Annotated in this window: 14 protein-coding genes and 1 other RNA gene; all 15 read right to left on the reverse strand. The window is 39.8% G+C overall.

Annotation, left to right across the window (positions count from 1 at the left end; translation table 11 throughout):
• Window positions 1–91: 91 nt before the first annotated feature.
• The 15 genes from HMPREF3032_RS00165 to aspS all read right to left on the reverse strand — a co-directional run bounded on the left by HMPREF3032_RS00165 (window position 92) and on the right by aspS (window position 20,341).
• Window positions 92–874, reverse strand: coding sequence for a basic amino acid ABC transporter substrate-binding protein (locus HMPREF3032_RS00165; protein ID WP_009352866.1), 783 nt, complete (start codon window positions 872–874; stop codon window positions 92–94).
• A gap of 304 nt (window positions 875–1,178) precedes the next feature.
• Window positions 1,179–2,417 (reverse strand): RNA polymerase sigma factor RpoD, encoded by a 1,239-nt coding sequence (gene rpoD / locus HMPREF3032_RS00170; protein WP_062400946.1) that lies wholly within the window; start codon window positions 2,415–2,417, stop codon window positions 1,179–1,181.
• A 21-nt stretch (window positions 2,418–2,438) separates the two neighbouring features.
• The gene (gene dnaG, locus HMPREF3032_RS00175; RefSeq protein ID WP_062400948.1) at window positions 2,439–4,202 is read right to left on the reverse strand and encodes a DNA primase; all 1,764 of its coding nucleotides are present in this window, start codon (window positions 4,200–4,202) and stop codon (window positions 2,439–2,441) included.
• 205 nt (window positions 4,203–4,407) lie between these two features.
• A complete protein-coding gene (gene rny / locus HMPREF3032_RS00180) occupies window positions 4,408–5,991 on the reverse strand; it encodes a ribonuclease Y (RefSeq protein ID WP_369813333.1) in 1,584 nt (527 codons plus the stop codon).
• A gap of 106 nt (window positions 5,992–6,097) precedes the next feature.
• On the reverse strand, window positions 6,098–6,601 hold the full coding sequence (locus HMPREF3032_RS00185; protein WP_062400949.1) for a regulatory protein RecX: 504 nt from the start codon (window positions 6,599–6,601) through the stop codon (window positions 6,098–6,100).
• Complete coding sequence (gene recA, locus HMPREF3032_RS00190; protein WP_369813334.1) at window positions 6,601–7,710, reverse strand: recombinase RecA; 1,110 nt, start codon at window positions 7,708–7,710, stop codon at window positions 6,601–6,603. The genes HMPREF3032_RS00185 and recA overlap by 1 nt, the downstream gene beginning before the upstream one ends.
• 4 nt (window positions 7,711–7,714) lie before the next feature.
• Window positions 7,715–8,950, reverse strand: coding sequence for a competence/damage-inducible protein A (locus tag HMPREF3032_RS00195; protein WP_062400952.1), 1,236 nt, complete (start codon window positions 8,948–8,950; stop codon window positions 7,715–7,717).
• Window positions 8,951–8,962: 12 nt separating this feature from the next.
• Window positions 8,963–10,303 carry a 30S ribosomal protein S12 methylthiotransferase RimO gene (gene rimO / locus HMPREF3032_RS00200; RefSeq protein WP_009352872.1) on the reverse strand — a complete coding sequence of 447 codons (1,341 nt, stop codon included), beginning with the start codon at window positions 10,301–10,303 and terminating at the stop codon, window positions 8,963–8,965.
• The gene (locus tag HMPREF3032_RS00205) at window positions 10,300–11,343 is read right to left on the reverse strand and encodes an ABC transporter substrate-binding protein (RefSeq protein ID WP_062400954.1); all 1,044 of its coding nucleotides are present in this window, start codon (window positions 11,341–11,343) and stop codon (window positions 10,300–10,302) included. The genes rimO and HMPREF3032_RS00205 overlap by 4 nt, the downstream gene beginning before the upstream one ends.
• A gap of 30 nt (window positions 11,344–11,373) precedes the next feature.
• The gene (locus tag HMPREF3032_RS00210; protein ID WP_062400956.1) at window positions 11,374–13,335 is read right to left on the reverse strand and encodes a YgiQ family radical SAM protein; all 1,962 of its coding nucleotides are present in this window, start codon (window positions 13,333–13,335) and stop codon (window positions 11,374–11,376) included.
• A gap of 18 nt (window positions 13,336–13,353) precedes the next feature.
• A complete protein-coding gene (locus HMPREF3032_RS00215; protein ID WP_062400958.1) occupies window positions 13,354–13,800 on the reverse strand; it encodes a helix-turn-helix domain-containing protein in 447 nt (148 codons plus the stop codon).
• A gap of 53 nt (window positions 13,801–13,853) precedes the next feature.
• Window positions 13,854–16,580, reverse strand: coding sequence for a DNA translocase FtsK (locus HMPREF3032_RS00220; RefSeq protein WP_062400960.1), 2,727 nt, complete (start codon window positions 16,578–16,580; stop codon window positions 13,854–13,856).
• A 115-nt stretch (window positions 16,581–16,695) separates the two neighbouring features.
• The gene (locus tag HMPREF3032_RS00225) at window positions 16,696–17,994 is read right to left on the reverse strand and encodes a replication-associated recombination protein A (RefSeq protein ID WP_062400962.1); all 1,299 of its coding nucleotides are present in this window, start codon (window positions 17,992–17,994) and stop codon (window positions 16,696–16,698) included.
• A 279-nt stretch (window positions 17,995–18,273) separates the two neighbouring features.
• Window positions 18,274–18,446: non-coding RNA, 6S RNA (gene ssrS / locus HMPREF3032_RS00230), on the reverse strand.
• A gap of 98 nt (window positions 18,447–18,544) precedes the next feature.
• Window positions 18,545–20,341, reverse strand: a complete 1,797-nt coding sequence (gene aspS / locus HMPREF3032_RS00235) for an aspartate--tRNA ligase (protein ID WP_062400964.1) — start codon at window positions 20,339–20,341, stop codon at window positions 18,545–18,547.

The following is a 20,341-nucleotide window of genomic DNA, read 5'->3' on the forward strand; positions in this document are numbered from 1 at the left end:
AACCTAACCACTGTATCAGTTTGCGGAGGAGTGTGTCGTGCTCTTCCCTTTGCCTACCCGTCTAGGAATACCACAAGGCTACATAGCAGAACTATTTTGCGAACCATTTGGAGTAAATTTTTTGATATGTTCCATCTTCACGCATTGCTTTCAAAGCTTCATTAACTTTGTCACGTAATGCTGTGTTAGATTTATTGAATCCTAATACGAATGGAGGAGCATCTGTGCCTTCTCCTACCAATTTAAGATCTTTATCTGCACCTTGTTTCAAGTAATACATAGCCACTGCTTGGTCAATGATAGCACCATCAATCGTACCTGCTTGTAATGCCATGAAGATATTGCTATTAGAATCCATTTCTTTTACATCTGTACCAGGGATTGCTTTTGCCATTTCCACAGGTACTGTACCAATTTGAACCCCTACACGTTTATTAGTAAGGTCGTCCATTTTTTTGATATCCGTATTATCTTTACGAACGATAGTGATGAAACCGCCTTCTTTGAAGTATGGCTCAGAGAATGCTAATGCTTTTTCACGTTCTGGAGTTGCATTAATACCAGCTGCAATCATATCGATATTGCCAGATTGTGTAGCAGGAATCAACGCATCGAATCCCATGCTGACAAACTCTAATTTTAAGCCTAACCGTTTGGCTACTTCTTCACTTAAATCTACATCAAAACCAATATATTTATTAGTATTTTCTTCTGCAAATTCAAATGGAGGGAATGTGGTTTCAGAACCAACTTTCAACACCCCTGCTGTTTGTGTTAACTGTGCTTCTTTTTTATCACTACCACAACCAGCTAGCAAACCTACACTAAGAACAGCTGTACATAGGATAAGACCTAGTTTTTTCATGCTAATCATAATTACCTCCCAAAATATATTCACTACTTATGATTATTTATACATAAATTATACCACACAATTATTAAATAGCAAGTATTTTTTATAAAGTTTCTCTTTATAAGTATATCACCATTTTATTTTACTCTAAAAAAAGATATTTACTATTAATACCATCAAATACATCAAAGGGAAGTTGAACAAAACATATCAACTTCCCCCTAGGTTCATTATTTTAATACGTAAGACTATAACAGCATAATTATTTCACAATTAGCTTCAATCCCTACCTACAATACTAACTACTATTACTTAATATTAGGCATTATAAAAAGTCTTTAATTTTATCTCGTTTCCCACGATTTCGCAGTTTTGTCAAAGCTTTTCCTTCAATTTGACGAATCCGTTCCCGTGTCACATTAAAGAATTGACCAACTTCTTCCAATGTACGTGGCTTGCCATCTTTTAAACCAAAGCGTAATTCTAACACTTGTTGTTCTCGATCTGTTAAGCAACTAAATACTTCAACAATTTGTTCTCGCAACAAAATAAAGCTAGCCGCATCATCTGGAGCTATCGCATCTTTATCTTCTAAGAAATCTCCTAAATGGGAGTCTTCTTCTTCCCCAATTGGCGTTTCTAAAGAGACTGGCTCTTGAGAAATTTTTTGAATTTCTCGAACACGCTCCACTGTAATACCCATACCTTCAGCAATTTCTTCTGGACTTGGTTCACGGCCTAAGTCTTGTAATAATTGACGCTGAATACGTACTAATTTATTAATCGTTTCTACCATATGTACTGGAATTCGAATGGTTCTAGCTTGGTCAGCAATCGCCCTTGTAATGGCTTGGCGAATCCACCATGTGGCATAGGTAGAAAATTTATATCCCTTTGTATAGTCAAATTTATCTACTGCTTTAATAAGCCCCAAATTGCCTTCTTGAATTAAATCCAAGAACAACATACCACGGCCTACATAGCGTTTTGCAATACTTACTACAAGACGCAAGTTAGCATCAATTAATTTCTGTTTCGCGCTACTACCTAAACGAACTTCTTTATAGGTAGCTCCTTCTTGATTACCTGCCTCAATTTGTTGTGCCAAAATGATTTCTTCGTCACCAGATAGCAATGGAACACGTCCAATTTCTTTTAAATACATACGCACTGGATCATCAATATTCATCCCCTCAGGAATAGATAAATCAAGATTAATCTCTTTTTCTTCATCATCTTCTTCCGTAGCAATATCGATGTCACTAGTTAAATGTTCCACATCTACATCTACATCTACATCGACATCGACTTCTATATCCTTATCTACTAATTCATCATGTAGATGCAAGTCACTTTCAGAAGCATGTTCATCGTCAGGAATAACTTCAATATTTAAATTATTAAATGTTGCATACATACTATCAAGCTGCTCTGCTGTTACTCCCATTTGTTCTGAAAGTGCATCAGAAATTTTCTTAGCTGTAATGACGCCTTCTCGTTTCGCATCTTCTAATAAAACCGCGATAATTTCTTGCACTTGCGATTCTTTTTTCTTCTTTGCCACTGTGCTCTTCCTTTCACTACATCAAGACCACTGTTTAATCAATTCTTGTAAATCCTGACACATTCGTAACTCTTCTATAAATCTAGGATCATTAGCTCTACTTAATTGGTCTGCCAATCGACTATGTTCCTTATATTGATTGCGAAGGGATTTTAATCGCACACTTCGAATTAAATTGTGCAATAATTCCTCATTCATTTCACGGTCAATTAAGACCGACCATTTGCCAAACATATGCCAAGATTCTGCATCTAAAGCTCCTTCTAAAAGGATGTCCGACAATGTTTCACCTCTAGTTACCAAGTCACCAATCTTTTCATAATAGACGCGATACATAGGATGCGATATATCTTCTACTCCTATATATTGGCTCACTAAGGTATAAATAGTATTATCCTTACCTACCCAGTACAGCAATTCTTCTTCATCTGTGAAATGTTCCTTAGGCACATTAAGATCCTGCTGTTTTAATTCTATATTTCCTTGTCGAAGAAACTGTCTAAAGTAAGTAATAATGGTACTCACATCTAACCATAAAGGTAATGCCATAGCTTTTAAATATTCATCACGTCGCACTTGACTTTCATGGCCCGCAATAAAGGGGAACATATCTCCCAAAACAGATCGCTTTCCTTCTACCGAATTAGTATCGTGACGACGTAAGCTTTCATTTAGTAAAAACTCAAAATCTCTTGGCGATGTATCCACCAATTCTTGCCATGCTTCAGAACCGTGATTTTTGATAAAATCATCTGGATCCTTTCCATCAGGCATAGATACTACCTTAACAGAAAATTCTGTATTTTGCAATAATTCGATAGCACGCTTAGCCGCTGTACGACCAGCTCCGTCCATATCATAGGCAAGAACAACTTCCTCTGCTTGACGCATTAATAGCCTACCATGGTCTTTCGTATAGGCCGTACCCAACGATGCCACTACATTCGTAATGCCTGCATTATGACAACTCAGTACATCCATATACCCCTCTACAAGGACTGCTTGTTTCTTTTCACGAATGCTACGGTAGGATTGATAAAAGGCAAATAATAAATGTCCTTTATTAAATATTTCCGTTTCTGGGGAGTTCAAATATTTCGGATTACTGTCGTCAAGAACACGACCACCGAAGCCTAACACACGCCCCTTTCCATCCATGATAGGAAACATCACACGTTTTCTAAAATAATCGTATATTTTACCTTGCTCATTTTTACGGCATAGCCCTAACTCTAATAACAAATTAGGGTCCACTCCACGTCCAATAAAGGCACTGTATAACTTATCCCATCCATCTGGAGCAAAACCTAAGCGAAACTTTGTTATAGTCTCCATGGATAGACCTCGTTTTAGCAAATAGTCTAAACCCTGTTTTCCTAACTCTGTTTTTACTAAACAATTATGAAAGAAATTTGTAGCTAGTTCATTCACTTCATACATAGATTCCATACGGGCCATACGTTTTCGTTCTGCTGATGATACGGTCCGCTCTGGCAAAGCAATGTTAGCACGATTAGCTAATCTTTCTATCGCTTCTGGAAACGTTAAATTATCATATTTCATTAAAAAACTGATAACATTCCCCGATTCTCGGCAACCAAAACAATAAAAAAAGCCCTTTTCAGGGGTCACGCTAAAAGAAGGTGTCTTTTCATTATGAAATGGACAACAACCCCAATAGTTTTTCCCTTTCTTCTTTAATGGAATATGCTCAGAAATGACAGACACAATGTCATTGGCATCTTTGACTTGTTCAATTATATCATCATCAAAAAACTTGCTCATGTCATTCTCCTAAGCTATGCACTACAGTGTATTTACTAAAAAGTATAAATTATATATACGTTCTCTATCTATACTATTCTACACAAATAAAAAAACTCCTACTTACAGATACTTTCTTTTTCTTCACACTATATATGCAATTCATATATAGTGTGAAAAAAAAGAAGTTAGAGCAGCCAAAGGCTGCTCCAACCACTTATGTAGACTATTTTTTCGCGTAATCTACGACTCGTGTTTCACGAATAACCACAACTTTAATTTGTCCTGGATATTCTAATTCATTTTCGATTCGTTTAATGATGTCACGTACCAACAAGTTCGCTTCCACATCATCCACTTTATCTGGTTTTACCATAACGCGAATCTCTCGACCTGCTTGGATAGCAAAGCATTTTTCAACGCCTTCAAAAGATTCAGCGATTTCTTCCAACTTAGATAATCGTTTTAAATAATTTTCTAATGTTTCGCGTCTAGCTCCTGGTCGTGCTGCAGAAATAGCATCTGCTGCCGCTACCAATACAGCCTCTACAGATTTAAACTCTTCATCACCATGATGAGCGCCAATACAATTTTGTACCAATGCGCTTTCATGATATTTTTTAGCAAGATCTACGCCAATTTCCACGTGAGATCCTTCAATTTCATGTGTTAAGGCTTTGCCTAAATCATGTAATAAACCGCCTCGTTTAGCCAGTACTACATCGCAGCCTAATTCCGCTGCCATCATACCTGCTAAATGAGATACTTCTACAGAATGTTTTAGTACATTCTGTCCATAACTAGTACGATATTTTAGTCTACCTAAAATACGAATCACTTCTGGATGTAAGCCATGTACATCTGCTTCAAAAGTAGCTTGCTCGCCCGCTTCTTTTATAGTTGTTTCCACCTCACGGCGTGCTTTTTCAACCATTTCCTCGATACGAGCTGGATGGATACGTCCATCTACAATGAGTTTTTCTAAGGCAATTCGTGCTACTTCGCGACGAATTGGATCAAATCCGGATAAAATAACTGCTTCTGGTGTATCATCAATAATTAAGTCGATACCCGTTAGCGTTTCTAAAGCGCGAATATTACGGCCTTCACGACCGATAATACGGCCTTTCATCTCATCATTTGGCAATGTCACCACAGACACTGTAGATTCTGCTACATGGTCAGCTGCACATCGTTGAATGGCCATAGAAATAATTTCTCTGGCATTCTTTTCCGCCTCTTCTTTTGCTTGTTGCTCAAGATCTTTAAGCATCACAGCAGTGTCGTGACGAATCTCTTGTTCTACTTTTGTCAATAAAATTTGTTTTGCTTCATCAAAGGTTAAGCTAGAAATTCGTTCTAACTCTTCCATTTGTTGTTGATGCAATACCTCAATTTTTTCTTCCGCTTTTTCTAGATTGCGTTCCTTGTGGTGCAAGGACTCCTCTTTGCGTTCAATACTGTCTAGTTTTTTGTCTAATTGCTCTTCTTTTTGTAAAATCCGTCGTTCAAGACGTTGTAATTCATTACGTCTATCCCGATTTTCTTTATCAACATCAGCACGCAATTTATGAATTTCTTCTTTTGCTTCCAGTAACGCTTCTTTTTTCTTAGACTCCGCTAAGCGCTCGCCATCAGCAACAATACGTGCAGCTTCTGTTTCCGCTTTGTTTAGCTTACCTTCTGCAATATTGCGACGCAATAAATAGCCTACTCCAAGACCAATTAATACCATGACTACGGCAATAATGCTGTATTCTAAAATCGTGTTCACCTCCCACTTGCATAAAAAAAGGAGAAGTCGATACATCCGCTTCCCCGGTTTCTCGCCCATTTTGCTTTTAAATTTTATTTTGCTTATTATTAAGGCTATTTTAATTTTAGTTCATACACCGTGGAATGTCAAGACAAAGCCCCTACTCTAAGTAGGGGCCCCATTCATAACAGATAGATTGAATTGTGCTCACAGCGAATCCACGATTCTTCAAAAAATAAATTATTTTTTTCTTGCTAAACTTATCTTCTTCACCCTCTTCGATAGCTGCTAACCGCTCCTCATCGGATATGTGAAATCGTTGCTCTAATAGTTTTACCGCTACCGACCATTCATCATAGTCATCTAATACATAAGATACAGTAAGACCTCGTTCGCGCATTTTTTCACGAATGTAATAGGTACTATGCTTTTCTGCCTCCATATAGGCACGCAACGCTTCTTCCGACAATTCTTCATCGTCTAAGTACGATAAGGATAGAAGTTTTTCTTCTACATCGTGTATTAACTCACTAGGCACAGACCGTTGAGACAATTTACGCCGTAGCTCTAAGGTACTTAAGGACCGTGGTCCTAATAAGCGCAAAGCTTGCTCCATAGCTGATGCAAATGTCCACTCCTCTTCTTTCGATGTACGAAATACCATTATTCCATATCCACAGTTTCAGTAGTTGCTACTTCATCCACTTCTTCATCATGACCAAGTACATTCAATGGTTCTGCTGCTAATGTATCACGAATGATAGCATCAATTTCTTGAGCAATTTGAGGGTTTTCCTTCAAGAATACTTTGGCAGCCTCTTTACCTTGACCCATACGCTCTCCATTATAGGAATACCAAGCACCAGACTTTTTGATCACTTCAATATTCGCACCGATGTCAATTAAGGTACCTTCATAAGAAACACCTTCCCCAAACATCAAATCAAATTCTGCTACTTTGAATGGAGGGGCTACTTTATTTTTCACAACTTTTACTTTTGTACGGTTACCGACATGTTCTTTAGCAGAAGTCAACGCTTCCCCTTTGCGTACATCTAAACGAATCGTAGAGTAGAATTTTAAAGCACGGCCACCTGTAGTTGTTTCTGGGTTACCAAACATAACGCCCACTTTTTCACGCAATTGGTTAATAAAGATAATAACTGTTCTAGTTTTACTGATGGAGCTTGTTAATTTACGTAATGCTTTACTCATCAAACGCGCATGTACCCCAACGTGAGCATCTGTCATTTCACCATCAATCTCTACTTTAGGTGTTAAGGCCGCTACGGAGTCCACAACGATTAAGTCTACTGCCCCAGAGCGAACCAAAGCCTCTGTAATTTCTAAGCCTTGTTCACCATTATCTGGTTGGGAAATCAACAAGCTATTGATGTCTACGCCTAATTTTTTCGCATATACAGGGTCTAAGGCATGTTCCGCATCGATGAAGGCAACAACGCCACCATTACGTTGTGCTTCTGCTGCTGCATGTAAAGCCACCGTAGTTTTACCAGAAGATTCTGGTCCATAAATTTCAATAATACGGCCCCGTGGAAACCCACCTACACCAACTGCCAAATCCAAGGCCAATACGCCTGTAGAAATGACTTCAATGTTCATTTTATCCGCCGCTTCACCCATGCGCATGATCGCGCCTTGACCAAAGTCTTTTTCAATTTGTTTTAAAGCCCCTTCTAAAGCTCTCATACGATCTTCTTGAGATCCGCTTTTCATATCAATTGCTGCTTCTTTTGCTTTATCCTTTGCCATTGTTCTACCTTTCTATTAATTCTTTATATACATATTGAATCGCTCGTTCCGCTACACTCTTACGGATACTAGTACGATCCCCTATAAATATCTCTTTATATACAGTTATTCTTCGTGGTGTACCTATACCAATATATACAAGACCTACTGGTTTTTCTTGACTGCCACCACCTGGACCTGCTATCCCTGTGGTCGCAATGGCATAGTCTGTACGTAATACACGAAATACACCTTCTACCATTTCCTTAGCTGTTTCTTCACTGACAGCACCATATGTTGCCAATGTCTCTGGTGATACACCTAATACTTGTTCTTTCACCGCATTTGCATAGGAAATAATACCACCCTGATAATATCCACTGCTACCACCTAAGTCAGTCAACATTTTTCCTACTAGGCCACCTGTACAAGATTCAGCCGTCCCTATGGTAACACCTGTTGTTAGAGCCACCTTGTGAAAGTCTTCCAACACCGATGCATCTAAACTACGGATATCTTCCAAGCGTTCTAATAGGATAGACCTCCATGGACCTAATTTCTCCTGACAGTCTACTTTTGATTCGCCTTTTGCAGTTAAGCGAATTTCAATGTATCCTGGTTTGATCAATAATGCTATAGTTGGGTTCTGCTGATTCTGAATCAAGTCTTGCAATAGAGTCTCTAGTTGCATTTCACGATATCCATACACAGCATACCGTTCAGAATAAATCATCCCTTGCTGTCCAAAACGTTGCTCTAAAAAGGGGGTCACACTTTCTATAAAAGTTCCTTGTAATTCTGATGGAGGACCTGGTAACAATACATATACCGTATCATCCTGTTCCACTACCACTGCCGGTGCCACACCTACTGGATTATGTAGTACCTTTGCCCCTTCTGGCAAATACCGATCTCGGTCAGATGCGTAAGGTTTCACCCGTCCTTGTTTCTCATAAAAAGAATCTACCTCACGACCTGCTTCTTCGTGAAATACCAAAGGTAATCCTAGCGCATCTGCCAAGGATTTTCTAGTTATGTCTCCTTGGGTAGCACCTAAGCCTCCAGAACTGATCACAATATCTGCTCGCTTCCCTGCTCGTTGAAATACCTCTTTCATACGCTCAGGATTATCCCCCACCGTCGTTTGATATGTCACAGAATAGCCTCGATTGTTCAGTTCTTCGCTGAGCCATTTCACATTTGTATTGACAATATGTCCTAGTAATAATTCTGATCCTGTAGAGATTAATTCTACGATCATGCTATCACCATCCTATATAGTTTCTACTACCACGTCATAAGCGAAACCTTGTGATACTTTTACAGTCACAATATCGCCTTCAGAAAGTCCTGTTACATCTTCTACATACATGTTACCATCTACATCTGGAGCCTGCATTTGCAAACGTCCACGAGCCAAAAATTTTCCCGGCTCTACTTCATCGATAGCTTCAATTAGGCCTTGATGGATCGTTCCCTCTAGATCACGATTATGTTCCTCTGAAACTTGTGCTTGAATAGCCATTAATGTATGGTATCGTTCTTCTTTCACTTCTTCAGGAATTTGGTCATCCATCAGACCTGCTGGTGTACCATCCTCTTGAGAGTACGTAAATACACCCATGTGATCAAATCGAATATCTTTGACAAAATCTGCCAATTCTTGGAATTGTTCTTCTGTTTCTCCAGGGAAGCCTACAATAAGGGATGTGCGCAATGTAATATGCTCGCTGCGATTGCGGATTTTATGCAACAAGGCTACAATATTTTCTCGCGTATCCTTACGGTTCATACGTTGTAACACAGTATTATTAATATGTTGTAGCGGCATATCGATATACTTGCACACCTTTGGTTCTGTCATGATTGTTTCTAGCAATTCATCAGAGAAGTGTTTTGGATACAAGTACAACATGCGAATCCATTCGATACCTTCAATCTTCGCCAATCGTTTCAATAACTCTGAAAGTAACGGTGTACCATTGTTCAAATCTGCGCCATAGTAGGTAGTATCTTGGGCAATTAATACTACTTCTTTCACACCTGCTTCTGCAAGCTGTTGTACTTCTCGTTCAATAGACTCCATAGATCGACTGCGATAGGCCCCACGTACTTTTGGAATGATACAGAATGTACATCCATTATTACATCCTTCAGAAATTTTTACATATGCACTATAGTCTGGTGTCGTCATCATCCGTGGCATGCCTTCATCATACATATTTGTCATACTATCCATGATACAAATACGTTGACCTTGTTGAATGGCCTCCACAGCTTCCATGATACGATTCCAAGATCCTGTTCCAATGAGGGCATCAATTTCTGGAATTTCAGTAAACAATTCTTCTTGGTATTGCTGACTTAAACAGCCCGCTACGATAAGACCTTTACAGTCTCCATATTGTTTATATTGACCAGCCTCTAATATAGTATTGATCGATTCTTCTTTTGCTTTCTCGATAAATGTGCATGTGTTGATAATAATAATTTCTGCTTTTTCTAACTCTTCTGTAATTTCATAGCCATTATCTTGTAAAGCTCCTAACATCACCTCTGTATCCACCAAATTCTTGGCGCAACCTAAACTAATATAACCTAACAACTTACTCATGGTGTATCCTTTCTAAAACGCACTTGTCGTATCCATTCTTGTAATATCTTATCTTGCTCTTCTTTCACAATCCCTGCATTCCATAACACAAGATGATTGCCCTGTCGGTCTTTATGAGATTCCACCGTTTCTCTGGTTGGCAAATAATACCTATCCCCCTCTTTCAATACAGCTTGTACCCGTTCTGAAAGTAACCAACTCACAAACGCTTCACTTTCACCAACATTACTGGATCCTTTTAGAATCCCTACACCCATCAAATCATAAGGAGTACCTTCCCTAGGATATAAAATCGTCAAAGGATATTTATGAACCTCATATAATTTGGCATCCGAATAATGTCCTACACTGACCTGTACATCTCCAATAGCAGCCATGCGCACTGAAGATGGCAAAGCTTTTGCATACTGTACAATACGCGGTCGCAAACTATCAAAATAGGAGATGGCACCATCTAGTCCATAGATAGCACCAAAACTATTCAATAAAGTAGTGGCCGATGCATCGGCTACAAAATCAGTGACCGCTATGCGCCATGGGCCCGTATAAGCTAAGGAAAACCAAGTGTTTACATATTTTCCCTGACTACTATAGAAGGTATCGTGTAAGGCTAAGACATAAGGATCATACCATATCCCTACCCATTGCTCATCCGGACCGTGGAATACTGTATCTACCGAATACGTTAAAGTAATTGGCAATCTACGAAAGGCTCCATGCTCAACCCCTTCACTGAGATTGGATTTTGTAGAAATCACAAGATCCCCTTGTTGCTCTGCTTCTGGCAAAGCTAACCGTGTACCCATTTGATTCTGCGGTATGGGAATAACATGTACTCTTACTTGTGCCTCTCTTTCATAGGCCTGTCCTATAGCCGTCATGACTTCAAGGTCCCCATCTGTATAGATAGTAATTTCTGCTCTTGTAGAAATCACACGTTGATCCACTTGATCTTGTTTCATATCATTAAGCCACAAGCCTACACTAAACATACCTACTACTACCAGTACATACACCATAAGCAATCGTAACCGTTTCATAGATTCACCTCCTTTACCTATTAGAGATACCTAACCAAAATTCCTTTTTTTCATGCCTTTATTTTTTCGATTTCCTATACCAGTTTTAGAACCACTATTTGTACGTCCTTCCCCTTGCATAGATCCTTTTCCTCTACCTGTTGGTTTCACTCCACCCTTAACTGAAGTTCTAGTATTATCAGATTTTGGTGCATTCCGTTTTATACATCGCGGAGGAATTAAGCATAATGGTCCAAAACCGATTAAATCTCTGCGATTTGCTTTGATTAAGGCTTCTTTTACTAATTCGTAATTATCTTCTCGTTTATATTGCATCAAGGCTCGTTGCATAGCTTTATCTCTGCCTTTTTTAGCCACATACACAGGCTCACCTGTAAGGGGATTGATTCCTGTGTAATACATGGCAGTCGATAAGCTACCTGGGGTAGGAATAAAATCTTGCACTTGTTCTGGCGTCATATTTTGATCTCGCAAAAATTCTGCCAATTCAATAGCATCTTCTAATGTACAGCCTGGATGCGAACTCATAAAATAAGGCACCAAAAATTGTTGTTTACCTAATTTACGATTCGCCTCATCAAACCAAGATTTAAATTTTAAGAAGTAACTTTTATTGGCTTTCCCCATGATGGTCGTTACATGCTCGGATACATGTTCAGGAGCAACTTTTAATTGACCACTCACGTGATGTTCGCACAATTCTCGAACGAAGTCTTTGTTATTATTGTCCAATACATAGTCGTACCGTAACCCAGAGCGAACAAACACTTTTTTTACGCCTTTTACATTACGTACTTTTCGCAAAATGCTCACATAGTCATCATGATTTGTATTTAACTGAGGGCATGCTTTGGGCGCAGCACATGTTTTCCCCTTACAGGCACCTACTTTTAACTGTTTATCGCAAGCAACATGACGGAAGTTTGCCGTAGGTCCTCCTACATCGTGAATATACCCTTTAAACCCATCCATGGTAGTCATGCGGTGAGCCTCATCCAAAATCGACTGATGACTACGATTTTGAATAATTCGTCCTTGATGGCTTGTAATAGCACAGAAAGAACAACTACCAAAACAACCACGATGGCTAGTAATACTGAACTGTACTTCTGCTAAGGCAGGTACTCCACCAGCCGCATCATACATAGGATGCCATTTTCTCGTATAAGGTAAACTATAGACATGGTCCATCTCTTCCTGTGTTAATGGCAAGGCTGGACTATTCTGTACTATATACCGATTACCATGCCCTTGTGCCACTGTTTTCCCATAGTGTGGATCTTGCTCATCAAATTGCATTTTAAAGGCTTTAGCAAAGATTTCTTTGTCTGCTGATATAGCTTCGTAAGATGGGGATTCAATAGCATTCTCTGGCACGGTGTTGGCAACATAACAAATCCCTTTGATGGCAGGTAATCGTTTTTGTAATTGGTCTTTATCTAAGGCTTCGGCGATTTCACGGATTTGCTTTTCTCCCATACCATAGATAAGAACATCTGCCTTACTATCCATCAAAATAGAGCGTCGCACCGTATCGGACCAATAATCATAATGGGCAAATCGTCGCAAACTAGCTTCAATGCCACCAATAACAACAGGAACCCCTTTAAAAGCCTCTCGCATACGATTCGCATACACCACCGTAGCTCGGTCTGGGCGTCGCCCAGATTCACCACCTGGAGAGTACCCATCATCACGGCGATGTTTCTTGGCTGCTGTAAATTTATTGAGCATACTGTCTAAATTACCTGCTGTCACTAAGGATGCCAATCGAGGCTTTCCCAAAACCTTAAAGGCATTCACATCGTTCCAGTCTGGCTGAGCTATGATACCGACTCGATATCCATAGGACTCTAATAATCTACCAATTACAGTAGGTGCGAAGGAAGGATGATCCACATAGGCATCTCCGCTGATAATGACAAAATCAAGTTCAGCCCACCCTCGTTCGTCCATTTCTGCTTTTGTAGTAATTAAATATTGTTCTTTCATTGTATTCCTTATACTGTGTTACACGAAAAATAGCCAACCTAAAAACAGAATAATCAACAGCAAAATACCACCTACTACAAATCGTTCTATCATCATCGTTTTTTGTCGTTTTGCCTTACGACTTTCATAGGTTAACCTTTGTTTCGGCGCCTCAATCAATTCCTGTTCTCGAAAGGCATCAGCCTTCTCTTGTTCTTTTGATACCATTCTGCGTTTGGGAATCGTCAAGGATTCACCCATTCTATTTTTAAAAGTATCCACCAATCGACGACTATCTAAGCCCAGTAGTTCACTATAGTTTTTAATGAACCCTTTGGTGTACACACTACCTGGAATACGACTAAACTCATCATGCTCCAAGGCATGTAGGTAAGCTACTTTTATATGTAATACATCTTCAATTTGTTCTAATGTTAATCCGCGTCGTTGACGCTCACGTCTAAGTTCCTCGCCAATCGATGCCATAGAACCTCCTATACATATAGGTGCCATCTACATAACGCAAATGGCACACTACTCTAATCTACTGTAAAATTTGGGAAATATAGTTCTCTAATTTGATCTTCTCCCATTAAAATATCGCGACCTTTACTACTATTCGTAGGAGGACCAATAATTTTCATATCTTGCATGGTATCAATTAAACGACCGGCTCTAGAAAAACCAACTCGCAATCTACGTTGCAAAATAGAGGCTGACGCACTACGTTGTTCTAGTACAATTTGTACAGCTCGTTCCAACAATTCATCTTGTTCCTCATCACTGCCAACGGCATCAGAACTTTCAGCACCTTTATCTGTTTCTGCCATCATCACTTCATCATATTCTGGCTGACCTTGTCCTTTGACAAAAGCAATCAATTCTTCCACTTCTTCATCAGAAATGAAGGCCCCTTGAATACGAATTGGTTTATTCGCTCCTATAGGATTAAATAACATATCGCCACGACCTAATAGACGTTCTGCTCCTGCTTGGTCCAGAATGGTGCGAGAATCAATTTGAGTAGCCACTGTGAAAGCAATACGACTTGGCACATTAGCTTTAATTTTGCCTGTAATCACATCCACCGATGGACGTTGCGTTGCCAATACCATATGAATCCCTGCGGCACGTGCTTTTGCGGCTAATCGGTCAATGGATTCTTCCACATCTGGATTGGTCATCATCAAATCAGCTAACTCATCGATAATAATTAAAATGAGAGGCATCGATTTGGTTGGATTTTGCTTATTATAGCTAGCCACATTACGCACGCCTGCTGTGGCTAATGTCATATAGCGGGCATCCATTTCACGAACTGCCCATCGTAATACAGCAGCTGCTTTATTCATATCTGTTACCACTGGCAACATCAAGTGTGGAATACCGTTATACACGGATAACTCTACCATTTTAGGGTCCACCAAAATCAGTTTCACTTCATCTGGCTTACGACTAAACAAGATGCTAGAGATCAATGTATTGACACAAACAGATTTACCAGACCCCGTGGATCCAGCCACCAATAGATGTGGCATTTTAGCCAAGTCCGTAATAACCGGCATGTCTGCAATATCTTTACCAAGTCCTACCGGAATACCACCACTCGCTTGTTGGAACTCTTCACAGTCCAATACATCTCGTAAATGAACAGCAGACACATTTTTATTAGGAATTTCAATGCCTACTGCAGACTTTCCTGGTATAGGTGCTTCCATACGAATATCAACGGCTGCCAAGCTCATTTTTAAATCATCTTGTAAACCCATAATTCGGCTTACTTTTGTCCCTTTCGCAGGTTCTAATTCATACCGTGTTACCGTTGGGCCTTGTGTGGCATTCACCACTTTTGCGGTAATACCAAAATTATCTAATGTTTCTTCTAGTAAGACTGCATTATGAGCCACTTCTTCACTGGTCACAGGATTGGATTTCCCCTGTGAAAGCATCGTCAACGGAGGATATTGATAAGGCTTTTCTATCGTCCTAGGACGCGCCACACCATCCGTGTTCACAGCTACTGCTGCAGTATCTTCTTTCGTAGTTTCAATGGTTGGTACTTCTACCAAGGATCCTACATAATTAGTAGTTTGCAAAAATGATGGAGGTTTTATAGGTTCTAAATTTATAGACTCTTCTGGTACATAAGAGTCTTCGTCCACATCTGTGGTCTCCCTATCTTGCCCTATATCCTGTAAAGAAGCATCGTCTGTGATAGATTCCTCTGCTCGATCTACCACTGGAGAATTCTCTAGTGCCTCCACCATAGAAGTACTAGTCACTATCTCATCTTCAAATAGTTCTGGCTCTGGAATATGGTTATGTGTAGTATTATATTCTTCCATTTCAGTAAAATCTGCTTCCATCTGTGCATTGGAAGCGATTACTTCTTCCTCTGGTGTGGGGTTTACCGTTTCTTCTAGGTTTGATACCTGTGTTCTCTGAACTTCCTCAATCGCTTTTTCAGTAGATTCAGCACCAGTTTTTTCGGTAATTACATCAACATCAGATTCCAATTCTATATCAAACATATCCTCTTCTATTTTAGGATACCTAGTGTCTTTTTCACGATCATAGGCCTTACGACGTTCTTCACGCCATTCATGTACTTGTTCACGAATGGCACTAGCTGTTTCTGTTGCTTTTTCTTGCGCTATTTCGAGCCCCACACTAGCCTTATCCTTCGCTTTATGCAAGCCTTCACGGAGGGATAATTTTGTAATCCCCAATACACAAGCAAGACCAAGAATGGATGTCACTAAAATGCCGCCAATATTCCCTAATAAATTTCTTAAAAAGACTCCTAATAAACCACCTAGTACACCGCCATTATTTGCTAATGTTGTAGTTCCTAATTCATCTCCATTATCGACATTCCACAGTACCAGTTGCACTAATACAACTAGTAATAACGCTGTATATAGCAATCCTTTTCTTGTAATTGATGCCAATGCCCCTTTATAAAGCCAGCACCAGCCATTGTATAGAACCCATATAGCTACAACCCAACCACCTAGGCCAAAACCATAAGAGAAAATACCACTGATAATACTTCCTAAGGCTCCCAGTTCAATGCCGGCCATACCTACAAGTGCTAATATAGCAAAACACATGAGAAGTAAGCCTTTCACCTCAGTGCGAATTCCCTTAGGCTCTGCTTTAGTTCCCCTAGTGCTACCTCGTTTATCTTCTTTAAGAGGCGTAGAACGTTTCGATTGTATCTTTTGTCCCCTTCTTGGGGCCTTACCTTTCTTTTCCTCTGCCATCTTCCACTCCAAAACTCTGTTTCTATCATATACCTTAGCACTTTATTATACCATTTTCACCTATGAAAGTATATCGAATATTCTCAAAGCTGAGCCTTCTCACAAGAAAATAACCTTATCCTTTACGTGTTTTCCAAGCTTTCACAATTTCCCCTTCACAACCCCGTTCTAAAGGGGTATAGAATGTCTCACCTACTAAGGTATCTGGTAAATACTGTTGCTCCACATAACCATTAGGATAATCCTGTGCATAGCGATAGCCAACTCCATGTCCTAATTGTTTAGCACCTCCATAATGAGCATCTCGTAAATGTTTCGGCACCTCACCTTGCTCCTTATGGCGCACCACATGGATAGCTGCATCAATTCCTAGGTAGGTACTATTGCTCTTAGGTGCTAAAGCTACATATACAGCAGCCTCTGATAATATAATGCGCGCCTCTGGTAGACCCACCATATGAGATGCTTGGGCCGCTGCATTTGCCACTACCAAGGCTTGTGGATCTGCTAGTCCTACATCTTCTGCTGCACAAATAACGATGCGTCTAGCAATAAATACAGGATCCTCTCCTGCCTCAATCATACGAGCTAAATAATATAACACCGCATCTGGATCAGAGCCACGCATACTTTTAATGAAAGCAGAAATTACATCATAGTGATTATTCCCCTTCTTATCATACCGATACACTCGTCGACCTAGTACTTTTTCTATAATTTCTATGGTAATTTCTCCACCAGATCGAACCATAGCCCCCACTTGCTCCAGAATATTTAAAGCCATACGGGCATCTCCATCTACAAATCGGCCTATATCCTCTAATAGATCGTCTGTCACAATCAGCGCTTTCTTACCTAGACCATACTCTTCATCTGTTAAAGCACGACGTAAGATTGCCACTAATGCCGCAGCATCTAATCGCTCTAGAGTAAGCAAGCGCAATCGAGATAAAAGAGGGCGATTCACTTCAAAGAAAGGGTTCTCTGTGGTGGCACCAATTAAAATGATTTGACCACTTTCCACTGAAGGCAACAATACATCTTGCTGACTTTTATTGAAGCGATGAATTTCATCTAAGAATAAAATTGTCCTCTGGTGCAAAGATGTACGAATACGCATCGCTTCTTCAATAGTACTTCGAAGTTCACCAATCCCCACATTGGTCGCATTAAGCATAACAAAACGACTACTAGTTAGCTCCGAAATAATTTTGGCTAACGTAGTCTTACCTGTCCCAGATGGCCCATATAGCAATAAGGAGGGTACCTTATCTTCTTCAATCATAGAGCGAAGAAATGTTCCAGGCCCTACTACTTGTTCTTGTCCAAAGAAATGGTCCAATGAACGTGGTCGCATGCGGACCGCCAAGGGTTCAAATGGATCTACTGGTTCCATATTCTCAAACAAATTCATCCTTACACCTCCCTATATTTACCATCTTATATTGATACCTACTACCGTGCATGCAGTAGTACATACATATATACTTATACATAGTTGATGCCCGAGCTTCCTTCTTAGTAGCCGTATAGAACAATTCCTGTATAGTTTACAAAATCAAGTTAAGCAACAAACTTGTAGAAACCTGATGTTACAACAAATATTATCTGTACATTATTATACATGCATCCAGTTATATAGTCTATATGTTCTTATTAATGCAAAAAAAATAAACCACCATAAGGCGGTTATAAAAGCCCCACTATGCCGTATCCATACCGTGTTTTGATCCTGCAAGGGCAGGTGGGTTTCCTCCTTGTAAGATTACAGTCCTCGTAGAGGCAGAGCGCCCTTACAAGAGTGAGAATCCCTAAGTTAAAATGTTGGCTCAAAACTGCGATATAACACGCACATAGCAGGAATTTCTTTACTCATAGTATAGCAGAAAGGAACGGTCATTTCAAGAAGAAATACACCGTCCCTTTCCTTAAAAGTATATCAATTTTCTATTGGACAAATTCGATTATACTAATTTTTCTTTTGCCACATCTGTTTTGATATGTAATTCACGCAATTGTTTTGGTGCTACCTCAGATGGAGCTTGGCTCATCAAATCAGCTGCACTTTGTGTTTTAGGGAATGCAATCACATCACGGATGGATTGACGTTTCGCCATCAACATTACCAAACGGTCTAAACCGAAAGCACAACCACCATGTGGAGGAGCACCGTATTCAAAGGCATCTAACATAAAGCCAAATTTAGAACGACTTTCTTCTGTGCTTAAGCCGATCGCATTGAATACTTTTTCTTGTACATCAGATTGATAAATACGGATGGAACCACCACCGATTTCCACACCATTCAATACCATGTCGTAAGCGATGGCTTTTACAGCACCTGGATCTGTGGCTAACAAGTCCATATCCTCTTCACGTGGAGATGTGAACGGATGATGCATTGCCACAAAGCGCTTATCTTCTTCGTCGTATTCAAACATAGGGAAATCAGTTACCCACAAGAAGGCCAATTTGTTTTCATCAATTAATCCGCGGCGTTTACCCATTTCAAGACGTAATTCGCCAAGAGCTTTCGCAACCACAGCTGGTTTGTCCGCAATCATCAATACCAAGTCACCTGGCTCTGCGTTCATTTTTGCACCGATGTTACGAATAGTATCTTCACCTAAGAATTTCATGATTTGAGATTTGATTGTGCCATCTTCATTGAAACAAGCCCAAGCCAAACCTTTGGCACCATAGATACCTACGAAGTTTGTCAAATCATCTAATTCACGACGTGGAATACCTGCATAACCTTTTACAACGATACCTTTTACTTGACCGCCATTGTCGATAACGGAGCGGAATACTTTGAACTCTGTATCTTGCACACAGTCAGTTACATCTGTAAACTTCATATCAAAACGGATATCCGGTTTATCAGAACCATATTGATTCATCGCATCATCCCAAGTCATGCGAGGCATTGGTAATGGAATTTCCACATCTTGTGCCGCTTTAAATACATGGGCAATCATTTCCTCTTGCATGTTCAAGATTTGCTCTTGGTTCATGAAGCTCATTTCGATGTCCAATTGTGTAAATTCAGGTTGACGGTCTGCACGTAAATCTTCATCACGGAAACAACGAGCAATTTGGAAATATCTTTCATAGCCAGCAACCATCAAAATTTGTTTGAAAATTTGTGGAGATTGTGGCAATGCATAGAATGTACCAGGATTTACACGAGATGGAACTAAGTAGTCACGAGCTCCTTCTGGTGTACTTTTTGTCAACATTGGTGTTTCAATTTCTAAGAAACCATTGTTGTCAAAGAAATCGCGCATCGCTTTTGTCACTTTATGACGCAAGATCAAGTTTGCTTGCATTTCTGGACGACGAAGATCTAAATAGCGATATTTTAAACGAATATTTTCATCTACATCGATATTGTCTTGAATATAGAATGGAGGTGTTTTCGCTGCATTCAATACACGTAACTCTTCACAATACATTTCATATTTACCAGTTGGTAAATTAGGATTCACAGCCGCTGCATCACGTTCTGTAATTGTACCGCGTACGCACAATACATATTCATTACGTACATCTTCTGCTTTATGGAAGGACTCCATATTATGATCAGGAGATGCCACGATTTGCACAACCCCAGATCGGTCACGTAAATCAATAAAAATCAATCCACCATGATCACGACGGCGCTCTACCCAACCGCAAAGAACCACTTCTGTTCCTACTTGTTCTGCACCGATAGTTCCACAATGATGTGTACGGTGTAAACCTTTCATAGTTTCCAT

This window comes from Veillonella sp. DNF00869, assembly GCF_001553345.1.
GTDB lineage: Bacteria > Bacillota > Negativicutes > Veillonellales > Veillonellaceae > F0422.

Coding starts and splice junctions, on each gene's coding strand:
- HMPREF3032_RS00165 (WP_009352866.1), bottom strand. CDS start 874: ATGATTAGCATGAAAAAACTAGGTCTTATCCTATGTACAGCTGTTCTT.
- dnaG (WP_062400948.1), bottom strand. CDS start 4,202: ATGAGCAAGTTTTTTGATGATGATATAATTGAACAAGTCAAAGATGCC.
- rny (WP_369813333.1), bottom strand. CDS start 5,991: ATGTATCGACTTCTCCTTTTTTTATGCAAGTGGGAGGTGAACACGATT.
- HMPREF3032_RS00185 (WP_062400949.1), bottom strand. CDS start 6,601: ATGGTATTTCGTACATCGAAAGAAGAGGAGTGGACATTTGCATCAGCT.
- recA (WP_369813334.1), bottom strand. CDS start 7,710: ATGGCAAAGGATAAAGCAAAAGAAGCAGCAATTGATATGAAAAGCGGA.
- HMPREF3032_RS00195 (WP_062400952.1), bottom strand. CDS start 8,950: ATGATCGTAGAATTAATCTCTACAGGATCAGAATTATTACTAGGACAT.
- rimO (WP_009352872.1), bottom strand. CDS start 10,303: ATGAGTAAGTTGTTAGGTTATATTAGTTTAGGTTGCGCCAAGAATTTG.
- HMPREF3032_RS00205 (WP_062400954.1), bottom strand. CDS start 11,343: ATGAAACGGTTACGATTGCTTATGGTGTATGTACTGGTAGTAGTAGGT.
- HMPREF3032_RS00210 (WP_062400956.1), bottom strand. CDS start 13,335: ATGAAAGAACAATATTTAATTACTACAAAAGCAGAAATGGACGAACGA.
- HMPREF3032_RS00215 (WP_062400958.1), bottom strand. CDS start 13,800: ATGGCATCGATTGGCGAGGAACTTAGACGTGAGCGTCAACGACGCGGA.
- HMPREF3032_RS00220 (WP_062400960.1), bottom strand. CDS start 16,580: ATGGCAGAGGAAAAGAAAGGTAAGGCCCCAAGAAGGGGACAAAAGATA.
- HMPREF3032_RS00225 (WP_062400962.1), bottom strand. CDS start 17,994: ATGAATTTGTTTGAGAATATGGAACCAGTAGATCCATTTGAACCCTTG.
- aspS (WP_062400964.1), bottom strand. CDS start 20,341: ATGGAAACTATGAAAGGTTTACACCGTACACATCATTGTGGAACTATC.